General features: G+C 62.6%; 13 protein-coding genes and 1 pseudogene. 5 read left to right on the top strand and 9 right to left on the bottom strand.

Going from position 1 to position 19,733, the window contains the following annotated elements; genetic code table 11:
• Nucleotides 1-375: 375 nt before the first annotated feature.
• Nucleotides 376-1,569 (bottom strand): IS91 family transposase, encoded by a 1,194-nt coding sequence (locus GGR40_RS12380; RefSeq protein WP_429276552.1) that lies wholly within the window; start codon nucleotides 1,567-1,569, stop codon nucleotides 376-378.
• Nucleotides 1,570-1,573: 4 nt separating this feature from the next.
• The gene (locus tag GGR40_RS12385) at nucleotides 1,574-2,494 is read right to left on the bottom strand and encodes a tyrosine-type recombinase/integrase (RefSeq protein ID WP_429276553.1); all 921 of its coding nucleotides are present in this window, start codon (nucleotides 2,492-2,494) and stop codon (nucleotides 1,574-1,576) included.
• Between the two features lie 673 nt (nucleotides 2,495-3,167).
• On the opposite strand from GGR40_RS12385, the gene GGR40_RS12390 reads away from it, so the two are divergent.
• Nucleotides 3,168-5,699 (top strand): PAS domain S-box protein, encoded by a 2,532-nt coding sequence (locus GGR40_RS12390; protein WP_429276554.1) that lies wholly within the window; start codon nucleotides 3,168-3,170, stop codon nucleotides 5,697-5,699.
• A gap of 358 nt (nucleotides 5,700-6,057) precedes the next feature.
• Here GGR40_RS12390 and GGR40_RS12395 read toward each other — a convergent pair whose 3' ends face one another.
• The 4 genes from GGR40_RS12395 to GGR40_RS12410 all read right to left on the bottom strand — a co-directional run bounded on the left by GGR40_RS12395 (nucleotide 6,058) and on the right by GGR40_RS12410 (nucleotide 8,974).
• A complete protein-coding gene (locus GGR40_RS12395) occupies nucleotides 6,058-6,315 on the bottom strand; it encodes a hypothetical protein (protein ID WP_429276555.1) in 258 nt (85 codons plus the stop codon).
• A complete protein-coding gene (locus GGR40_RS12400; RefSeq protein ID WP_429276556.1) occupies nucleotides 6,312-7,592 on the bottom strand; it encodes an MFS transporter in 1,281 nt (426 codons plus the stop codon). The genes GGR40_RS12395 and GGR40_RS12400 overlap by 4 nt, the downstream gene beginning before the upstream one ends.
• Nucleotides 7,589-8,350 carry an IclR family transcriptional regulator gene (locus tag GGR40_RS12405; RefSeq protein ID WP_429276557.1) on the bottom strand — a complete coding sequence of 254 codons (762 nt, stop codon included), beginning with the start codon at nucleotides 8,348-8,350 and terminating at the stop codon, nucleotides 7,589-7,591. Before GGR40_RS12405 ends, GGR40_RS12400 begins: the two co-directional genes overlap by 4 nt.
• Before the next feature lie 366 nt (nucleotides 8,351-8,716).
• Nucleotides 8,717-8,974 carry a hypothetical protein gene (locus GGR40_RS12410; protein WP_429276815.1) on the bottom strand — a complete coding sequence of 86 codons (258 nt, stop codon included), beginning with the start codon at nucleotides 8,972-8,974 and terminating at the stop codon, nucleotides 8,717-8,719.
• Here GGR40_RS12410 and GGR40_RS12415 point away from each other — a divergent pair.
• The 4 genes from GGR40_RS12415 (at nucleotide 8,924) to GGR40_RS12430 (ending at nucleotide 16,493) form a co-directional block, all read left to right on the top strand.
• Complete coding sequence (locus tag GGR40_RS12415) at nucleotides 8,924-10,507, top strand: amidohydrolase family protein (RefSeq protein ID WP_429276558.1); 1,584 nt, start codon at nucleotides 8,924-8,926, stop codon at nucleotides 10,505-10,507. The two genes, GGR40_RS12410 and GGR40_RS12415, sit on opposite strands and share 51 nt — an antisense overlap.
• A gap of 96 nt (nucleotides 10,508-10,603) precedes the next feature.
• Nucleotides 10,604-13,693, top strand: coding sequence for a TonB-dependent receptor domain-containing protein (locus GGR40_RS12420; RefSeq protein ID WP_429276559.1), 3,090 nt, complete (start codon nucleotides 10,604-10,606; stop codon nucleotides 13,691-13,693).
• A gap of 111 nt (nucleotides 13,694-13,804) precedes the next feature.
• A complete protein-coding gene (locus GGR40_RS12425) occupies nucleotides 13,805-15,217 on the top strand; it encodes an amidohydrolase (protein ID WP_429276560.1) in 1,413 nt (470 codons plus the stop codon).
• A gap of 1 nt (nucleotide 15,218) precedes the next feature.
• Nucleotides 15,219-16,493 carry an amidohydrolase family protein gene (locus tag GGR40_RS12430; protein WP_429276561.1) on the top strand — a complete coding sequence of 425 codons (1,275 nt, stop codon included), beginning with the start codon at nucleotides 15,219-15,221 and terminating at the stop codon, nucleotides 16,491-16,493.
• A 135-nt stretch (nucleotides 16,494-16,628) separates the two neighbouring features.
• On the opposite strand, the pseudogene GGR40_RS12435 reads toward GGR40_RS12430, so the two are convergent.
• The 3 genes and pseudogenes from GGR40_RS12435 to GGR40_RS12445 form a co-directional block, all read right to left on the bottom strand.
• A pseudogene (locus GGR40_RS12435) lies at nucleotides 16,629-17,332 on the bottom strand (MBL fold metallo-hydrolase).
• Nucleotides 17,232-18,419 (bottom strand): outer membrane beta-barrel protein, encoded by a 1,188-nt coding sequence (locus tag GGR40_RS12440; RefSeq protein ID WP_429276803.1) that lies wholly within the window; start codon nucleotides 18,417-18,419, stop codon nucleotides 17,232-17,234. The pseudogene GGR40_RS12435 and the gene GGR40_RS12440 overlap by 101 nt, the downstream one beginning before the upstream one ends.
• Before the next feature lie 124 nt (nucleotides 18,420-18,543).
• Nucleotides 18,544-19,098 carry a polysaccharide biosynthesis/export family protein gene (locus GGR40_RS12445; protein WP_429276562.1) on the bottom strand — a complete coding sequence of 185 codons (555 nt, stop codon included), beginning with the start codon at nucleotides 19,096-19,098 and terminating at the stop codon, nucleotides 18,544-18,546.
• Nucleotides 19,099-19,733 lie beyond the last annotated feature (635 nt).

Genomic DNA, 19,733 nt, shown 5'->3' on the forward strand with positions numbered 1-19,733 from the left:
AGCCCGTATCTTCATCCTATCGGGGAACAGTCACCTGCTACTACACCCACCGGGCGTCAGGACGACTCGCTCCCGCGATTATCCCATGTTTCGGGCGCTTGCGTACGAAAGCCTCCCATGCAGGAACCCGCGTGCCCTGTAGGGTGGGCTATGGGGATTTGCGCTTTCGTGTGGTGTGGCGGGGTGAAGTTCGCGCTTTGATTGAGGCACGACAGCAGCGCAGTAGTGAGTGTCTGGATGCGTTGACGGTGTGTTCGGCCCACTGTCGACGTTGATGCCTGGAGCGGACGCGGGTGCGGCGCGTGCCGGGGGCAAGTCGGCCCTTTGACCACCGCGCGTTATGCGGGGCCATGCCGGCAGGCGGATCATGCCGGGTCATGCGATGCGCTCCCGGATTGGCGGGTTGGGCTTGGGCGGCGCGCGGGGCTGGCTCCAGCGTGGGAAGGTTTCGATGACGATCATGCGCCCGCCACAGCACGGGCATGGCGCACAGGTGTCGGGCTCGGCTTCGGGCTCTGGCGCCTCCGTCTCCGGGGTGACCGCAAGCAGGCGGCGGGCGAGCGCGAGATTGTCGTGGCGTGCGGCGCTGGCGAGCAGGCCGTAATGGCGGATGCGGTGGAAGCCACGCGGCAGGACGTGGAGCAGGAAGCGGCGAATGAACTCGTTAGCGGTCAACGTCATGACCCGCTGGCGTTCGGGCCCATCGCGGCGATAGTCCTTATAACGCAAGGTCACGCCGTTCTCGTCGAAGGCGATCAGGCGCCGGTTCGAGATGGCGACGCGGTGGGTATAGCGCGAGAGGTAGGCGAGCACCGCTTCCGGCCCGGCAAAGGGCGGCTTGGCATAGACCACCCAGCGCTTCTTGCGCGCCGGAGCAAGGTGACGCTGGAAGGCCCGCCGCTCTGTCAGATCGGTCAGGGAGCCGAAGAAGGCGAGCTTGCCGGCACCGTGCAGCGCGTTCAGCCAGGTGAGGAACAGTCGCCGGAACAGCGCTCCCAGCACGCGCACGGGCAGGAGGAAGGCCGGACGCGAGGATATCCAGCGACTTGCATCGGGCGCGATACCGCCGCCCGGCACGATCATGTGGACATGCGGATGGTGGGTCATTGCCGATCCCCAGGTGTGGAGGACGGCGGTGATCCCGATCCGGGCGCCCAGATGGCGGGGATCGGCGGCGATGGTCAGCATCGTCTGCGCGGCCGCCTTGAACAACAGGTCGTAGACCAGCGCCTTGTTCTGCCACGCGATGTCGGCAACCTCGGCGGGTAGCGTGAAGACGACGTGGAAGTAGCCGACGGGAAGCAGGTCGGCCTCCCGTTCGGCCAGCCAGGTGCGCGCGGCGGCGCCCTGGCATTTTGGGCAATGCCGGTTGCGACAGCTGTTATAGGCGACCCGCCAGTGCCCGCAGTCCTCGCAGGCCTCGACGTGCCCGCCCAGGGCCGCGGTGCGGCAGGTCTCGATCGCGGACATCACCTTGAGCTGGGTAAAGCTCAGGTGCCCGGCATGGGCCGCCCGGTAGGCTGGCCCTGCAGAACGGAAGATGTCCGCGACCTCAAGGTCGGCGCGCACCGGTTCAACCGGCGTCGGCTGACCCTGTGGGTGCCTTGCCTTCCATCAGCGCCATCAACTGGTCGAGCGGACTCGACACTGCGTGGATCGTGCGGGTCGACACCTTGGTGTAGAGCGCGGTGGTCTCCAGCTTGCTGTGGCCCAGCAGGACCTGGATCACGCGGATATCGACATCCTGCTCGAGCAGGTGCGTCGCAAAGGAATGACGCAGGGTGTGCGGGCTGACGCGCTTGCGGATCCCGGCGACCTCGGCCGCTTCCTGAACCGCGCGGTGCAGTTGCCGGGTCGAGATCGGGTCGGTGATGTTCTGGCCCGGGAACAACCAGCCATGCGCGATCAGCACCCCGCGCTTCCGGCCGTCGCGCCACCACATCCGCAGCAGTTCAAGCAGCTGGGGCGAGAGCATCGCATTGCGATCCTTGCCGCCCTTGCCCTGTTCGACGCGGATCAGCATGCGCGTGCTGTCGATGTCATCGACCTTGAGGTGGGCGACCTCGGACACGCGCAGGCCCGCGCCATAGGCCACGCCCAGCGCTGCCTTGTACTTCATGCCGGGCGCGGACTGCAGCAGCCGCGCAGCCTCCTCGACGCTCAGCACTTCGGGCAGCCGGGGCACGATGCGGGTGACGACCAGGGCCCGCGCAAGATCGCGTCGCCTGAGCGTGACGTTATACAGGAAGCGCAAGGCCGACACGGTGCCGTTGATGGTGCTCGGCCTGACCCCGCTCTCATGCTGCATGAGCTGAAAGCGGCGAAGGTCCTCTTCCGTTGCCATATCGGGAGGGCGCCCCAGGAAGGCTGCAAGGCGCTTCACATGGCGCACGTAATCCTGTTGGGTATGGGGACCGAGGCCCCGCATCATCATGTCGTGCTGCATCCGCTGGCGCAGCGGGCTGATCGGGGCGGTATCAATCGAGACAGTCATGGCAAGTTCCCCTCCGTTGAAGGAACTGCCAGCCTCGCCCCGTTAAAGGCCTACATATAACACGCTACGATGCACCATGCGCCCTCCCGCGAAGCGGGTTCGTGCATGGGTCGGCAGCGGGAAGGGGGAGGGCTGGGACAAAGCGGCCGTCGATTATTCACCCGTCAACGGCGGCTATAGGAAAGAAACGACGTTCGAAAACTTCAAAAGTTGGAGGCAAATTTCTCCGTCCTAAATGGATGGGTGCTGCTTCGGATTCCTTCGTCTAATGACGAAGCGCGCGGGCCTTAGAGGCTGTTTGGAAAATCGTTGCCCGGGGGTTGTCGCGAGGCTCTGCGTCTGATTCAGGCTCTGGATGTGGACCCAGCAGAGCCGAGGGCGAATGGTCGCGAGCTGACGGAACCGGACCGTCTGCACCTGGGGATTCGATCCCGACGATTGAACGGCAACAACGGTCGCACTCGCCCCCAGAGTCGTCACCACCAAGGGCCCTGGGTCGAAGCAAGAACGATCGATTGGAATCCGGTCCACTATCAGCCGACGGGACGCGACATGAGGCCCGGGACCAGAGATCGGCCATCCTTTGGGTCCGTGCTATGATATTTGAACGGTGGAGCGATCCGGTTTGCGATGCGTTGAACCTCGGATCTATTGGCGAAGGTGTGTGCAGGACGTGATCGATGACTTCCGCGGTGTAGACCGCGCTACTGCTCCAAGCTGGAACGAATCGGATCGGTTGGCGGCATTGGGTCGCTATGCAATCCTCGATACGCCACGCGAGCCTGAATTCGACGATATCGTTCGGCTTGCTGCCGATGTCTTCGGCGCTCCCATCTCGGTGGTCAACCTGATCGCAAGCGGCCGGCAATGGTTCAAGGCAGAGATCGGCATCGGCGCTGACGAGCTGCCGCTCGATGTCTCGATCTGCGCGCATGCCATTCTTCAGCCCGGGATCTTCGTTGTTCCGGACACAATCGATGATCCGCGCTTCGCCTGCAATCCTCTGGTGACCGGCGAGCCGGGGCTACGTTTTTACGCCGGCGCGCTGCTGGAAACCCCCGATGGCCTGCCGCTTGGCACCGTGTGTGTCCTGGATACGAAGCCGCGCCCCGAAGGCATCACAGATCGGCAGCGTCTTACGCTGGAGTTGTTGTCGCGGCAGGTCATGACCCAGCTTGAGCTGCGCCGCGAGATTACGCTTCGTGATCAACGCGCCGAGGCGCTGGAGGCCGAGGTCAACGCGCGGCGCACGCTGGAAGCGTCACTGCGCTCCAGCGAACAGCGCTACCGCGCCCTGTTCGAAGCGATAGATGCCGGCTTCTGCGTGATCGAGGTGATTTTCGAGGGCAGTGTCCCGATCGATTATCGCTTCCTGGAGGTCAACAAGGCGTTCGAGGCGCAAACCGGCCTTGTGGATGCCGCCGGCAAGCGCATGCGAGAACTCGCGCCCGCACATGAGCAGCACTGGTTTGACATTTATGGCCGGGTCGCGGCGACCGGCGCGCCGATCCGCTTCGAAAACGAAGCAGCGGCGTTGGGCTTCTGGTACGATGTGCACGCCTTCCGCGTTGGCGATCCGGCCGAACGGCGCGTGGCCATCCTCTTCAATGACATCAGCGATCGGCGGCGCGCGGAGATAGCACTTCGTGAGCTCAACGACAGCCTCGAGGCGCAGGTCGAGGCTCGTACCGCCGAGCTCAACCTTATGTGGAATGTATCGCCCGATCTGCTGCTCGAGATCGACTTTGACGGAGTGTTCCGTCGCGTGAACCCCGCCTGGACGGCGCTGCTCGGCTACGCACCGGACGAGCTAGTTGGCCGACACGTCAATGACTTTGTGCTCCCGCAGCATCACGACGACACTGTCGAGGCCTATGAGACGGCGGCCGAGGGCAGCAAGACGCAGGTCGTGAACCGCTACCGCCACAAGGACGGATCGGCCCGCTCGGTGGCCTGGGTCGCTGCGCCTGCCGGCGACATCACCTACGCCATTGGGCGCGATATAACTGCCGAGGTCGAACAGCGTGAGTGCTTAAGTCAGATGGAGGACCAGCTCCGCCAGGCACAGAAGATGGAGGCTGTCGGACAGCTTACCGGCGGCATCGCGCATGACTTCAACAACATGCTCGCGGTGACCATCGGATCACTCGATCTGCTCAAACGCCGTATCGGATCGGATGATGCCCGCGCCGAACGCTATATCCACGCGGCAACCGAAGGCGCCAGGCGCGCCGCCAATCTGACGCAGAGGTTACTCGCGTTCTCGCGGCAGCAGCCGCTGCGGCCCGAGGCGATTAATATCAATCGCCTCGTAGCAGGCATGTCGGATCTGCTTCGGCATTCGCTGGGTGGAGACATACGGCTAGAGACTGTGCTCGCGGGTGGCCTATGGCGCACGCACGCCGATCCCAATCAGCTCGAGAACGTAATCCTCAATCTAGCGATCAACGGGCGGGATGCGATGCCTGAAGGCGGTCGCGTGACGATCGAGACGCAGAACGCCCATCTGGACGAACGCTATGTCGCCCAGCATTTCGGTATCGTCGCTGGTCAATATGTTCTGGTTGCAATCACCGATACGGGAACCGGCATGCAGGCGGACGTGATCGCCAGGGCATTCGATCCGTTCTTCACCACCAAGGAAGTCGGTAAGGGGACGGGCCTTGGGCTCAGCCAGGTCTACGGCTTCGTCAAGCAATCCGGCGGCCATGTGAAGGTCTACTCCGAGCCGGGTCAGGGTACGACCATCAAGGTGTATCTGCCACGGCTAATCGGCGATGTCGGCGAGGAAGAATGTGCTGATGACACGGTCGATCTCCCGCTCGGTGAAAAACAGGAATTGATCCTCGTCGTCGAGGATGAGCCAGCAGTGCGCCAGTTCAGTGTCGATGCGCTGACCGAGCTTGGCTATCGTGTCGTCTCGGCGGAGTCCGCCAGCGCCGCCCTGCGCCTGATCGACGCCCACCCCGACATCGCGCTGCTGTTCACAGATGTCGTGATGCCCGAGGTCAATGGCGCGAAGCTCGCCGCGGAGGTGAGGCGGCGGCGACCGGACCTGCCGGTTCTCTTCACCACCGGCTATACTCGCAACGCCGTGGTTCATAATGGCGTGCTTGATCCGGGCGTCCAACTAATCGGCAAGCCCTTCACTATTGAGGAGCTCGCGGCGCGCGTAAGGGAAGTGCTTGATGCGATCGCACGCTGACTGAAGTCACCGCAGCCGCGTCGTTCATACTGCCGGGTCACCCCAAGCGACTCTCCCGCGGAGCGGGTTCGTGCAATGGGCGACACCTGCCGGGAAAGCGGACCGTCAGCACCCGGAGATCAAAGATTGGATGCTGAGCGTCCGCAAAGGGTGTGCGCCGTGCAAAGGCGGCACTTTCTAGTAGGTGAGAGGCCCACCCGGCGACGCTCCAGCCGGAAGCGACCGGGGCAGGCATGGAGGTGGCGAAACGTCTGAAGCCCCCGGATAACGGTCACGTAGGTGACCGTGCGAGCGTACAGGCCGTAACGTGAGTGAACGCTGAGCAATCCTCGAAAAGGACGATGTGCAGGCCGACCCGTTAATCCTTACGGAGAAGGTTGATATGGACGGGCGGGTTTGAGCGACGTTTAACCCGGTCGCTCACGGCGGCGACGGCCTTCCAATACGCCATCATATCGTTGTAGGACGGGACGTAGCGATCCTCGCCCATGCGGTGGCCCAAAAGCTGTTGGGGGGTAGGCCCCTGCTCGGGTGTGGGCGCGGCCCGTTCCTGCGCGGCGACGGGCGCCGCCAGCTTCAGGCAGGCGGCGAGGAGGAAGGCGCGGGTCAGTCTCATCGGTCGATGGCCTTTGCAGGGTCGGGCGCACGCACGCAGGCGATCACCGTGAATGAGAGCACTGCGGCGGCGGTTACGTAGAAAGAAGGAGCGATGTCGGTGCCGGTGATCCGCACCAGGAGCGTGGCAATGAACGGCGCGGAGCCGCCGAACAGCATGACCGCGCCGTTGTATCCCACGGAAAGTGCGGTGTAGCGAACACGGGTCGGCAGCAGTTCGCAAAGGTATGTCGGCGCGGTACCGCTGAACAGACCGGAAAACACACCCGCTACTGCTGTTGCGGCAATAACCGAGATGCCGCTGCGCGCCTGCGCCATGATGGTGAACAGAGGGATCGAGCAGACCGCGAACCCGGCCGCGCTCGTCAGCAGGAAGGGCTTCCGACCGACCCTGTCCGATGCCCAACCCGCAAGCGGGATAACCGCGATGTTGCACAGTGCGCCGGTCAGCGTGCCGAGCAGCGCGTAGCGAGACGGTACTTCAAGAACCTGGCTGGCAAAGCTGACGAGGAAGGTACCGTAAGTATAGCCCGCCACGGTCCAGATCACGACAATGCCCGCGATCGTCAGCACCGTGCGGCGGTGCAAGGTCAGCGCCTCGCGCAGGGGATGCTCGGGTAATTCACGCTCGGCCCTGAAGAGTGCGGTTTCGGGCACCCTGTTGCGCAGGTAGAGGCCCAGCGGTGCGATCAAGATCCCCGCGACGAAGGGCACGCGCCAGCCCCAGGCCTGCAGGTCTTCAGGCGAGAGAATGGTGTTGAGGGTCAGCGCCACCAGCGCGGCCGATGTGACTGCAAGGCTGGTCCCAAGCTGCTGGAGCGCACCGAACAGCCCGCGCCGGTTGGCCGGAGCATGTTCGACGAGGAACGTCGTTGCACCACCCCACTCGCCGCCCGCTGCGAAGCCCTGCATCAGGCGGCATACCACCAGCAGTGCAGGTGCGAGCAGGCCAATCGCATTGTAGGTCGGAATTAGACCAGTAGCGCAGGTCGCGCCCGCCATCAGCATCATCGTGAGCACCAATGCCGACTTTCGCCCGAAGCGATCGCCCATCGAGCCCAGCACCATCGAGCCGACCGGGCGCATCACGAAGCCTACAGCATACGTCGCGAAGCTCGACAGGATCGTCGTCACCGGATCCGCTTGCGGGAACATGGCGATGCCGATCTGCACCGCGAAGTAGCCGTAGATGATGAAATCGAACAGTTCGAGCCAGTGCCCGACGATCGCCGAGCCCACGGCCTTTCCAGTATCGTGCCAGGCTGGGTTCGGATTCAAGGGCGGCCCTGGCGCGCCATCGCCTCGGCCGTCTCGGTGACAGCCGCGCTGAGCAGCGCCTGCAGCCGGCCGGTATCCGACCGGTAGCGCTGCGAAAGGCACGCCAGACTGAGTGCCATGGAGGGCTGGCCCTCCGGCATCGCAATCGCCGCGGCGAGCTCGGTGCCGCCAACGCAGAATTCATCCTCCACGATTGCAAAGCCGGTCTCCCGAGCTGCGGCGATGGCATCGAGAATGGCTCCGCGCTCGACGCGCGTGGCCGGCGTGAGCGCGGCGCGGGGAGCCGCGTCCAGCATGGCCTCGACATCCGGCGTCGGAAGCCGCGACATCAGAATGCGACCGATGGCGCTAGCATAGGCCGGAAGTCTGCGAGGGGCCTCGATGTCGAAGCGGATGTCGCTGGGCGCCAACTCGCTTGCCAGCAGGCGAGCTTGCCCGGCCGTATCCAGCATTCCCAGCAGTCCAGTTTCCCCCGCGCTGCGAGCTAACGCCTGCATCACCGGGGGAACGACCCGCAGGATCAGGCCGTGTCGGGCAAAACCGTCTCTGCGGATGAGGTCATTGATACGGTAGGTGTCGTTCTCGTCTTCGCGGATGAGGTAGCCACGCTGGTGCAATGTGCGCAGCAGGCCAAGCGTGCTGCTCTTGGGAAGGTCGAGGTCGCGGGCGACTTCACTGAGCGTAAAGCCATCGCATCGTGTCGAGAACATCTCGAGCACGTCGAGGACACGTCCGGCAGATTTGATCTCAGTGTTCATAACGGTGAACTCGGTGATTGCCGTCTCAAAGGCGGCAAGAGATTCTTTATGACGACAAATCCACGTTTTGCCACCACTGCTGGCAATATGTACGTTCGGTGCTTGAGGAACGCCACAAAGTCAAAGAGAACGGGAAGAATGATATTTTAGCACTCCGACAACGACCGTGTTCGGGTATGCACACACACCATTCACATTCGTGAACATTTTTGGACCTACTCCGATTGACAACTAAATTGGTTGAGAATAGCGCATAGCGACCGGCGGGGGTCAATCTCAACTGCAAAGTTGCGCTCCCTGGGGCTTCGGCTCCTTTTTCGCGCGGTTGGCATAGGGGTATTCAAAGTGGTCAGCGCAAGGATGCGATCAGTTGTCACGATCGCGCTCGCTTCGACGGGGATTTTTTCGGGCGGAGCGTACGCCGCTTCGAGTGCGCCAGGGCAGGACCTCGCAATTGTTGGTGCCACCGTCTTCGACGGGACCGGCGCTGCGCCGCGCCGTGCGGACGTCCTGATACACGGCGGTCGGATCGTACAGGTCGAAGGCGCGGTAAAGCTTCCGCGCGGCGCCAAAGTGATCCGTGCTGAGGGTAAAGCGCTGCTTCCGGGTCTGTTCGATCTGCATACGCACTGGACTCCTTCCGGGGCTCCGGCCACGACACCGCAGATCGCCGCCGCTTACCTTCGCAGCGGCATCACTTCGGTCAACGACTTCCACCAGGCGCCTGAATCCTATCTGCCGCGTCGTGAATGGTTGAGTCGGCTGGCAACACCGCACGTCAGCTTCGCCGCGCGTGTGAGCACGCCGGGCGGTCACGGTGCCGACTGGGGCGACCAGTCGACGACGGTCTGGATCAACACGCCTGCAGCCGCGCGCGCTGCCGTGAAGGGTCTGCTTGTCTACAAGCCGGATCTAATCAAAGGCTTTGCGGACGGGTGGCGTTACGGGACGGCACCCGACAACACCAGCATGGACGAAGGAACGCTGCGTGCGTTGGCTGAGGAAGCACATGCCAATGGCCTGGAAGTGCTGACGCACACCGTCACGGTCGATCGCGGCCGGGCGGCGGCACGTGCCGGGGTGGATTCGCTGGCGCATTCCATGCAGGATCGCAAGCTGGACGCAGCCGCCGTCGCTGAAATCAAGCGATTGGGCATGGCTGTCATCCCGACGCTTGCGGTCTACGAGCCACAAAGGCCAGGCAGCGCGCCGCGCGACCGCACCGACCCCAAGGTCGCGCAATCCTTCGCCAAGTTCGACAATGCACTCTACAATGCCAAGGTGCTGTTCGAGGCAGGTGTTCCGATCGGCGTTGGCACCGATGCCGGCATGCCTGACACCCCGCACGGCGCCTCCACCTTGCGCGAACTGGAGCTACTGGTGCGCGCGGGGCTGACCCCGGCGCAAGCGCTTGTGGCAGCAACTTCCGTCAGTGCCAGGATCATGCATGACGATACCGATCGCGGTACCATCGCTGCAGGCAAACGGGCCGACATCGTGCTGATCGATGGCAAGCCGTGGGAGGACATCGGCGCCATCCATCGCATCAATAGCGTGCTGGTTGATGGCCGCGTGGTAGTGGGCAAGGGCGCTCCGCCGCTACCGGGACAGAGCGCACCGGATCGCCTGCCCTCGACCAAGGTCGCTGCACTGATCGACGACTTCGAGCGTGCCGACCAGCGCACCAGTCTGGGCACGCTGCGCGTGGAAACACCCGATGGCGGCATGGACCGCACATTGGAGATTTCCCAGGTAGTACCGCGTGAAGGCGATGCGCAAGGTGATAAGGCGCTGCTGATTTCGGCGCATATGGCTCAAAAGGACGACGTCTACGCCGGTATCGCCATCCCGTTGACGCGCGGGTCGGTGCAGCCGGTTGATGTGCGCGGCTACAAAGGCGTGCGCTTCGAAGTGAAGGGCGAAGGCGCTTATACTTTGCGCGTCAACGGCATCGATGGGCGCTGGACACGCGGCTTCTCTGCTACGCCCGGCTGGACCAGCATCAAGGTGCCGTTCTCCGAACTGGCCGCAGAGGCAACCCGCAAGGGTCCGGGCCCGCGCTGGAGCGGCGATGGGATCACGCAGGTCGAATTCGGCGCGAGCCGTGAGCCGGGCGAGCGCGTCTGGCTCCAGATTGACAACGTTACTTTCTACTGAAAACGGGCGGGAAGGGGGCTTCCCGCCGCTCAGCGATAAGAACCACTGCCACCCGGCCGCGGGCGCGTGACACTTGAGAAACAGGGAAATCACCTAATGTCTAATTATCGTGCCGGCCTCCGGCATGCCTTGCTCGCATCCTCGATCCTGACGTTCGCGGCCTATGGCGCCGCCGCGCATGCACAGGACGGGGCCCAGACCACCATCGCCGAGGAGGATGCCGCCCGCGCCAGCGAGATCGTCGTTGTCGGGAGCCAGATCAAGGGCGCTAAGGTGAACGAGGCGCTGCCGGTCAGCGTCTTCGACCGCAGCCAGATTGACGCAGTGGCGGCGGTGTCGGGCGACGAGCTGTTCCGCTCGATTCCGCAGATGGGCGACGTTTCGTTCAACAGCACCAATGGCGGCACCAGCAGCAACTTCGCGCGCGGAGATGTCGGCTCGGTGAACCTGCGTAATCTGGGCGTTGGTAATACGCTGGTCCTGCTTAATGGGCGCCGCGTGGTGCAGCACCCCGGAAGCCAGGCTGATGGCAATCTCGTCCCTGTCATCACCTACAACAGCAACGCTATTCCCGTAGCGGGACTTGAGCGCCTTGAAGTTCTGCGCGACGGCGCTGCGGCGATCTATGGTACCGATGCCGTTGCGGGCGTCGTAAATACCGTGCTGCGCGACGACGTGGAAGGCGGCCATGCGCAAGTCCAGTACGGCGGCGCGGAGGGAACGGGCCTTCGCGAATTGCAGGTGAGCGGCCTTGCCGGGCACAACTTCGCGGAGAACCGGGGCAACTTCACGCTCTCGTTCAGCTACACCGACCGCACCTCGCTGGATTCGACCGATCAGGATTTTACCGCGTCCTCCGACAAGCGGGCGCTTTTCGAGGGTACGCGCTTCGAAGGCGCGACTTCGCTTGACCGGCGCAGCACGACCAGCGCCTGGGGCGATTTCCAGAGCCCGGCGAGCTTTGGTACGGTGCGTGCCAACGGCACGGCGCTCACCAATGCCTCGGGTCAGTTCCACATCCAGCCCTCGACCAACAGCGGGTGCCAGCGGTCGATCGGCAACGGCATCTGCATCGATGACGGGAACCGCGCGACCGCTGCAGCCGACCGCAATCTGCGCGGTGATGCGCAGGCCAACTATCCGATGTCGGTCATGCCGTCCCTGAAGCGCTTGAATCTCTTTGCAACGACACACTATGACCTGACCGATAATCTTACGGTGTTTGGCGAAGCGGGTTATTACCTCGCCCAGACGGAAAGCGTGCAGGATGCCGTGTTTTCGATCGGCTCGATCCGCATGACGGTGCCGGCCTCCAACTACTGGAATCCTTTCGCCGCTACGACGCTGCCGGATGGCACCGTGAATCCCAACCGGGTTGCCGGCCTCAACATTCCGGCTTCAGGCTTGCCGGTGACGATCACCAGCTATCGCTTCAGCGATCTTGGCCCGACGCGGGTGAAGGTGGAGAACCAGCAGAGCCGCTTCCTGCTCGGCCTGCGCGGCAACTTTGGCAAGTTCAACTGGGAAACCGCTGCGCTCTATTCCTCCGCGCAAGTGATCGACAAGCAGGATGGGATCAGTTCCACCCTGCTGCAACAGAACCTCGCACTTTCGACGCCAAACGCCTATAATCCGTTCAATGGCGGGAACCTGACCAACCCATCAGGGGTGGACACCACTGTAAGCAATCAGGCCGCGCTGGATTCGATCTCGATCATCGCCACCCGCCGCGGCAAGACGACGCTGGCGCTGGGCGATTTCAAGGTTTCGACGCCTGACCTCGTTACGCTGCCAGGCGGCAACGTCGGCTTCGCAGCAGGTGCGGAAGTGCGCCGCGATACACAGCTCGACGACCGCGACAGCCGGGTTGACGGCACGATCACTTGGACCGACACCGTTACCGGAACCGTTCAGCCCAGCGACCTCTACGGGGTCAGCCCGACGCCCGACACGTATGGCGCCCGCACGGTGGCAGCGGCTTACGCGGAACTGGCCGTACCGGTGATCTCGCCCGACATGAACATACCGCTTGTGCGCAAGCTGGAATTCCAGGTCGCGGGTCGTTACGAGCACTACAGCGACTTTGGCAGCGTAGCGAAACCCAAGGTCGCTGCAGCATGGGATCTGTTCGACGGGCTTCGTCTGCGTGGTTCATGGGCGCAGGGCTTTCGTGCACCGAACCTGGAACAGGTCAATGCATCGCTGGTGACGCGCGGCAATACCCGCACCGACTACGTGCGGTGTGAGGCGGATTTGCAGGCGGGACGCATTACATCGTTCGCCAACTGCTCGCAGTCCTATGTCGCCACGGCGCAGCGTGCGGGCAACCCGAACCTCAAGCCTGAAACTTCCACCAACTGGTCGGTTGGCGCTGTCTTCCAGCCAAAGTTCATTCCCGCAGGTCTTGGCGATTTCCTGTTCACGGTGGACTTCTGGCAGATCAAGCAAAAGGGTATCGTCGGCCTGTTCGGCGAGGGCAACGCGCTGATCCTCGACTACCTGCTGCGCCAGCAGGGGTCGTCCAATCCCAATGTGATCCGTCTTGCGCCTACGGCTGATGATATCGCGCTGGTGCAGGGAACGGACCTCGCCCCTGTGGGTCAGGTGCAGTACGTCAACGACCAGTACGTCAATCTCCAACCGCAGACCGTGCGCGGCATCGACCTCAGCTTCGGTTGGCAGAAGCGCGATACCGGCATCGGCAACTTCGCGCTCGACGTGAATGCGGCGCGCCTGCTCAAGTACCAGCGCGATCCCTCGCCCGCGATTGCAGAACTGTTGCAGGCACGCAGCGATGGGCTCATCAATGCTGGCACTGCGATCACCGGTGGCGGCGACCTGATCCGCCAGGATGGCCTGCCCAAATGGCGCGTCTCGGGATCTTTCACCTGGAGCCTTGGCAATATTACCGCCGGCGCCTTCGCGCAGTACATCAGCAGCATCGAGGACACTGGCCTTACCGATGCAGCCGGCAACAACTGGGTGGTGAAGGGCCAAGTTACGGCCAATCTCTATCTCCAGTACGCTTTCAGCAATGGTGCGCTCGATGGCACCGCGATCCGGGTGGGCGCCCGCAACATCACCAACGAAAAACCGCCGCTAGATTCCAGCACCTATGGCTATGCCGGCTCGCTCTACCAGCCTTATGGCCGCTACTGGTACGCGAGCGTCCGCAAGTCTTTCTGATCTGCCAACCGGTCCGTCGCTTGGCGCGGCGGGCCGTCTACCTTACCCGCAAGCTTTGAAGGAGAAGCGCACGTGCGCCCTTGTTCCGAACCCACCAGGCACGTCCGCTGGATGACGCGCACCGCACTCCCGCTGGCCGTGGGCCTTGCCGCGCTGGTGACCACCGGCGCGCAAGGCGCTCCATCTCCCATTCCAGCGCCTGCCGTTGCCCGGCCGGTTCCGACTGCGCCAGAAGCTTTTCCTAGCACATATCGGCCACTGCCCTCAGTGCAGACTGCGATCGTCAACGCCTCCATCCTGACGGCCGCCGGTGACAGGATCGATCACGGCACAGTCGTTATGGACGGTGGCAAGATCATCGCCGTGGGCGCCGATGTTACCGCGCCGGCTGGGGCAAAGATCATCGATGGCACGGATAAGTGGGTCACGCCCGGCGTGATCGACGCGCACTCGCACCTTGGCGTGTTCCCGGCGCCTGGCGTGCAGGGCCATGCCGACGGCAATGAAAACATCGACCCTTATACAGCGCACGTATGGGCCGAGCATTCCATCTGGCCGCAGGACCCGGTATTCAACAAGGCGCGCGCGGGCGGCGTCACCACGCTGCTCATCCTGCCTGGTTCGGCCAACCTGTTCGGCGGACGCGGTGTTGCGGTCAAGAACGTGCCCTCGGTCACCGAGCAGGCGATGAAGTTCCCCGGTGCACCTTCGGTGCTCAAGATGGCTTGCGGCGAGAACCCCAAGGGCCGCTACGGCAGCCGGGGGCGCGCACCGGCAACCCGCATGGGTGAGGTCGCGGGCTTTCGCAAGGCTTGGATCGATGCGGCGGAGTACGCGCGCAAGTGGGACGCTTACGAAAAGAAGCAGGCCAGCGGCGGTGCAGGCGAAGCGCCCAAGCGCGATCTTGGCCTGGAGACCATGGCAGGCGTGCTGAAGGGCAAGATTCTCGTCCAGAACCACTGCTATCGTGCGGACGAGATGGCCGTGATGATCGATGTCTCGAAGGAGTTCGGCTACAAGACGCGCGCGTTCCACCACGCGGTTGAAGCCTACAAGATCGCCGATCTGCTGCGCGAGAATGACATCTGCGTTGCGACCTGGGCCACCCGCTGGGGCTTCAAGATGGAAGCCTACGACGGGATCGAGGAGAACACCGCGATCCTTGCGAAGAAGGGTGTATGCGTTGCCATTCACTCGGACGAACAGCGCCTGACCCAACGCCTAAACGTCGAGAGTGCCGTCGCGCTCGCCGCCGGTCGCCGTGCGGGGATCGACATTTCCGAGGCTGAGGCGGTCAAGTGGTTCACCCTGAACCCGGCCAAGGTCATGGGTATCGCTGACAAGACCGGCAGTCTGGAGGTGGGCAAGAACGCCGACGTCGTGTTGTGGAGCCGCGATCCGTTCAGCGTCTACGCCATCGCAGAAAAGGTCTTCATCGACGGTGCCCTCGTTCAGGACGCGGAAAATCCCGCAGGCAACTACCGCTCCGACTTCGAACTCGGCCAGCCCAACGGAGACATTTGACATGCTGCGCAAGATCGTCACTGGCGCGGCCGTCGCTGCCATTGTCATGGGCGCGGCCGCCCATGCGGAAACCCTAGCCATCGTCAATGCCCATATCCTGACTGCCGAGCCGGTTGGTGAGGTTGAAAATGGTACAATTGTCGTCAAGGACGGCGTGATCTCCGCAGCCGGGCAGGGTGTTGCAGTTCCCTCAGGTGCGCGCGTTGTCGATGCGAAGGGGCAGATCGTGACCGCTGGCCTCGTCGCTGTGAACACAGGGCTTGGGCTCACCGAAGTCAGCTCCGTCAGCGGCACGCGCGACGATCGCCAGCACAGCGAGGGGATCAGCGCTGCTTTCGACGTGCAGTATGGGCTAAATCCCAATACGACGCTGATACCGGTCGCACGACTTGGGGGCGTGACCAGCGCCATCGTCGTGCCGCAATACGATGACACCGACAAAGCGCGGCAACTGCCGTTCGCCGGACAGGCAGCAGCGATCTCGCTAAAGTATGGCGGGCGCCTGCTTCTCAAGCCTAAGATCGGCCTGGTGCTGGAATTTGGCGAAGACGGCGCCAGCCGGGCGGGCGGATCGCGGGCCGCGGAATTCATTCAACTTCGCGCCCTGTTTGACGACGCGCGGTATTACACATCGCACAAGGCGGCTTACGAGCGGGGCGAGGGGCGTAACCTTGGTCTTTCGCGCCTAGACCTGGAGGCTTTGGCCCCAGTTCTCGATGGATCGATGCCGCTCATCGTCATCGCGCACCGGGCTTCCGACATTTCAGAAGTGCTGCGCCTCGGTCGGGATTCTGGTCTGAAGCTGATTCTCAGCGGTGCGGAAGAAGCGTGGATGGTCGCCTCCGAGATCGCTGCTGCGAAGGTGCCAGTGCTGCTTAATCCCACTGACAATATTCCCAGCAGTTTCGATATGCTGGGCGCAACGTTGCTCAATGCCAAACGACTTTCCGACGCGGGCGTCGAGATCGCGATAGAAGGCAACGACACGGGCCCTCGCGTTCGCGACCTGCGCTACAACGCGGGCGTCGCTGTGTCGCGTGGGCTTCCCTATGCCAAGGGTGTGGAAGCGATCACGCTTGCGCCGGCGCGCATTTTCGGCCTCGACAAACAAGTCGGATCGATCGCCCCAGGTAAACGCGGCGATATCGTGGTCTGGACTGGCGATCCGCTGGAACCGCTCAGCGTAGCAACGCAGGTCTTCGTGGAAGGTGCGGAACAGCCGCTAACATCGCGCGCCGAAGAATTGCGCGATCGTTATCTCGCTCCGGCGCGCTGACAGTCGTAGCAATGAAGATTGATCATCGCGGTTGCGGCTTTCGCGTGCTGCTCGGAATGGTGGCGGGCCTGTTGCTCGGATTTCTCGCCCGTTCTCTTGGTGACGCGGGCGATGGGCTCGAACTTGCAATGAAGACTATCGGTGGCACGTTTGTTTCGCTGTTAAGCGCCACCGTGCCGCCGCTGATCTTTGCTGCGATCGTGACCACAGGATCGCGACATCGACCGGCCCGAAGCGCGCCCGCAAGTCGCGAGCAATCGCACCTGTGCCATAGCCCGTGTCCCCGGCGAAATAGACCGTCCTGCCAAAGGTCTGCAACATGAACCCGCCAGTCAGGGCCATGCGGCGGTCGCGGAGACCACGCGCTGACCAGTGCAAGGCCGGCACGATATGGGCATCGGCACCCGTGGCGATGTCGAAGCGATCGAACCAGTCGCCCGTTTCGACGCGGGCGGGGTGATGATCCTTGGGGCATGCCGCGCCTGAAGATGCCGAAGGGTCGCAAGGTCCAGATGGTCGTAATGATTGTGGGACAGGAAGATCACGTCGATGGGCGGCAGCTCGCTCGTCCGGATGCCCGGCGCCGTCAGGCGCCGCGGCCCCGCAAAGGCGATCGGGCTCGTGCGGTCGGACCAGACCGGATCGGTCAGGATGTTGAGCCCGCCGGCCTGGATGAGCAGGTGTGCGTGGTCGATCATGGTCACGATCATGAAGGCGGGATTTCCCCAATGCTCATACTCATCGGGCGAGCGATAATGTAACCATCCCGTACAACTGGGAAAAAGGTTCAAAAGGGGCCGGCCCGCGCACGAACCGTTGCGCATATCCTGCAGTCGCATCAATCGTCAGCCAGCGGTTAAAACGATGCCGAGGTCCGGCGTTTATCTCTGTCCTTCGTGCCGAATACGGTTGCTTGGCGTAATCCTCCAGCGTGAACTTGGCGGTACCGAGCCAGGACAGGTTCCGGCGCATCTCGTATTCGGCTTCGATCCGCGTGGTGGTGAGCGTGACGGATCCGACGAGATCGTAGGGGCTTGTCGTGTTGCTTTGTTTGAGTGTGCCACGTATCGCAAGCACCCGAGAAGGGAAGTATCGCAAGTGGCCTGACACTGCGAGGCCGCCGATTGCTCCGAGAGCCTTGTCGTGAAAATCGTAACGCCGGTAGCCGACCGCCAACTGTACGTGTAGGATGTGGGTGACTTCGTACCGAACGCCTGCAGCGGCACTCCAGTTAACTGCGTCTCGGTTGTTCAGCAGCGGTGATGTCGCATAATCGAAGCGATCATATTCAAGGCTGCCGAACACCGCCGTCCTGCTCGTCGTATCATAGGCGGCGATGGCACGAAGGCCGAGATGGTCGACGTTGCGAAAGCTTTGCTGTATGTCGGGGCCTGAGCGGCTGCCGATATCTTCGAAGCGTTGGCGCACGCCAAGAAGCTGCGTATCCAGGCATAACCGGTTGAACCGTTTGCGTCCTGTCAGCGAGCCGTGCAACACACGGCGCATCAATGGTTCGCCGCCGATAAGATCGTTCTCCGCCGTGCCGCGCAGGACGGTTTCGCGCCTGTAGCCCATGTTCACGGTAATGGATTCAGGGCCTTTGGCTCCGCGGACATATGTACCCTGAAGACGGTATTCGGCAGAGTCCTGGTCCGTCAGGTTGGCGTAATGACTGATCCGGGCGTTGGCATCAATGGTAACGCTTCCAGTCCCATGCTCTTTGCGGAGGCGAATTCGCGGCTCGGCTTGCAATACGATGTCGGAAGCCTTGACCGTGCTCCTCGTGAAGATGTTGTCGTCCAGTCGAATGCCGAAAGCTACGGAAGGTAGGGCGTCAAAGCCCGCCAGATCAAACCCGATCGGTGTGTATTCCGGAATGACACGCTGGCCGGGAACGTCGTCGGGTTCATGGATCAGAGGGCCGATTGCCTGTGAGTGGCAGGATTAGCTCCACCCCGCGGTCAAAGCCACGATCGCTAAGCCAGCAGGCGTCCGTATGTAGCGCGCGAATGAAGCAGGCGGCGGTTCCGGACGGTACCAAGACCGCATGTCAGAAGCGCCGTTCAAGGATGCGTATCGTATCTCCGGGCTGAACTGGAGTAACACCGTCAAGCCTGTAAAGGGATTCAGCAGTACCATCCTTGTGTCGGATATAGACCCGCCGGTCATCCGCACGATATGTAAACCCTTCGGCTTTGGCAACTGCACTGAACACCGTAAGACCTTCGACAAACGGATATTCGCCCGGTTTGGACACCTCGCCCAGGATGTAGTACGGACGGAAGTTCAGGACGTCGATCGCAACGCTGGGGTTGTCCAGGTAACCCTTGCTAAGTGCGGCGGATAGCCGGTCTGCCAAGGCAGGCGCAGTCAACCCTTTTGCCTGTATGGCACCGACGAGCGGGAAGGCGATCGCGCCCGTACCATCGACAAGGTACTCACCTGTGAGCTTTTCTTCCCCGTAAACGGTGATCCGCAGCTTGTCTCCCGAACCAAGCGAATAGCTGGTGTCGCTGCTGGTCAAGGTGAGATTGGGCAGCTGTTCGCTTCCTGTACAGCCGGCCATCACCGTGGCAAGGCACAAGATCGAAAGGGTGACAAACATTTTAGCCATTGAGCATCCTGATGGGTTCTGGCGTGATGGCCGCATGTTCGCGCAATCAGGCGCGGAGTACAAAACTGAGAACCATTCATTTCCGCGCCACTTGCGCGCGGTTTGATCCACTAAAGATTTAATTGAATCGAATAAGCCGTCGCTGGTGAGCGAGCTTGTGCGCTGATCCGGTAGTTCTTGGGCGGCGATACCGGCTGGACCGACCGGGGCCGGTGCCGCTGAAGCCCTTTGGGGAGGGCGTCCCTAAAGGCATCGATGTGCGGTGGCGGAACTGCAGTCTTCAGCCTCAGGTTGAGCCGCAGCGAACGGCTTGAGTTCCTCGCGGATCGCTGGTCGTCTGCACGGATCGCCGATGACCCTTCGCGCGATACCGCCCTGATGCAGGAACCATTTTGGTTATCGTAAGGATCGGTCGAAATGCCCGGTGCGAGAAACCGTGAAGTCGTGATCCCCGCTCTCAGGCGGAAGATGCTGCTCTAAATTATCTTCTTAAAGGCCAACGGCCAGCCGTCAGGTGGGCGACGGCAGCGGGCTAAAGCGACCAATCTGCTGCCATCCTGTTGATCCAAGCGCGCAGATCAGCGCAAAGTGTGCTCTACCTCTTCAAGCGCCCGGTTATAACTTGC

Source organism: Novosphingobium gossypii (assembly GCF_050433305.1).
GTDB lineage: Bacteria > Pseudomonadota > Alphaproteobacteria > Sphingomonadales > Sphingomonadaceae > Novosphingobium > Novosphingobium gossypii.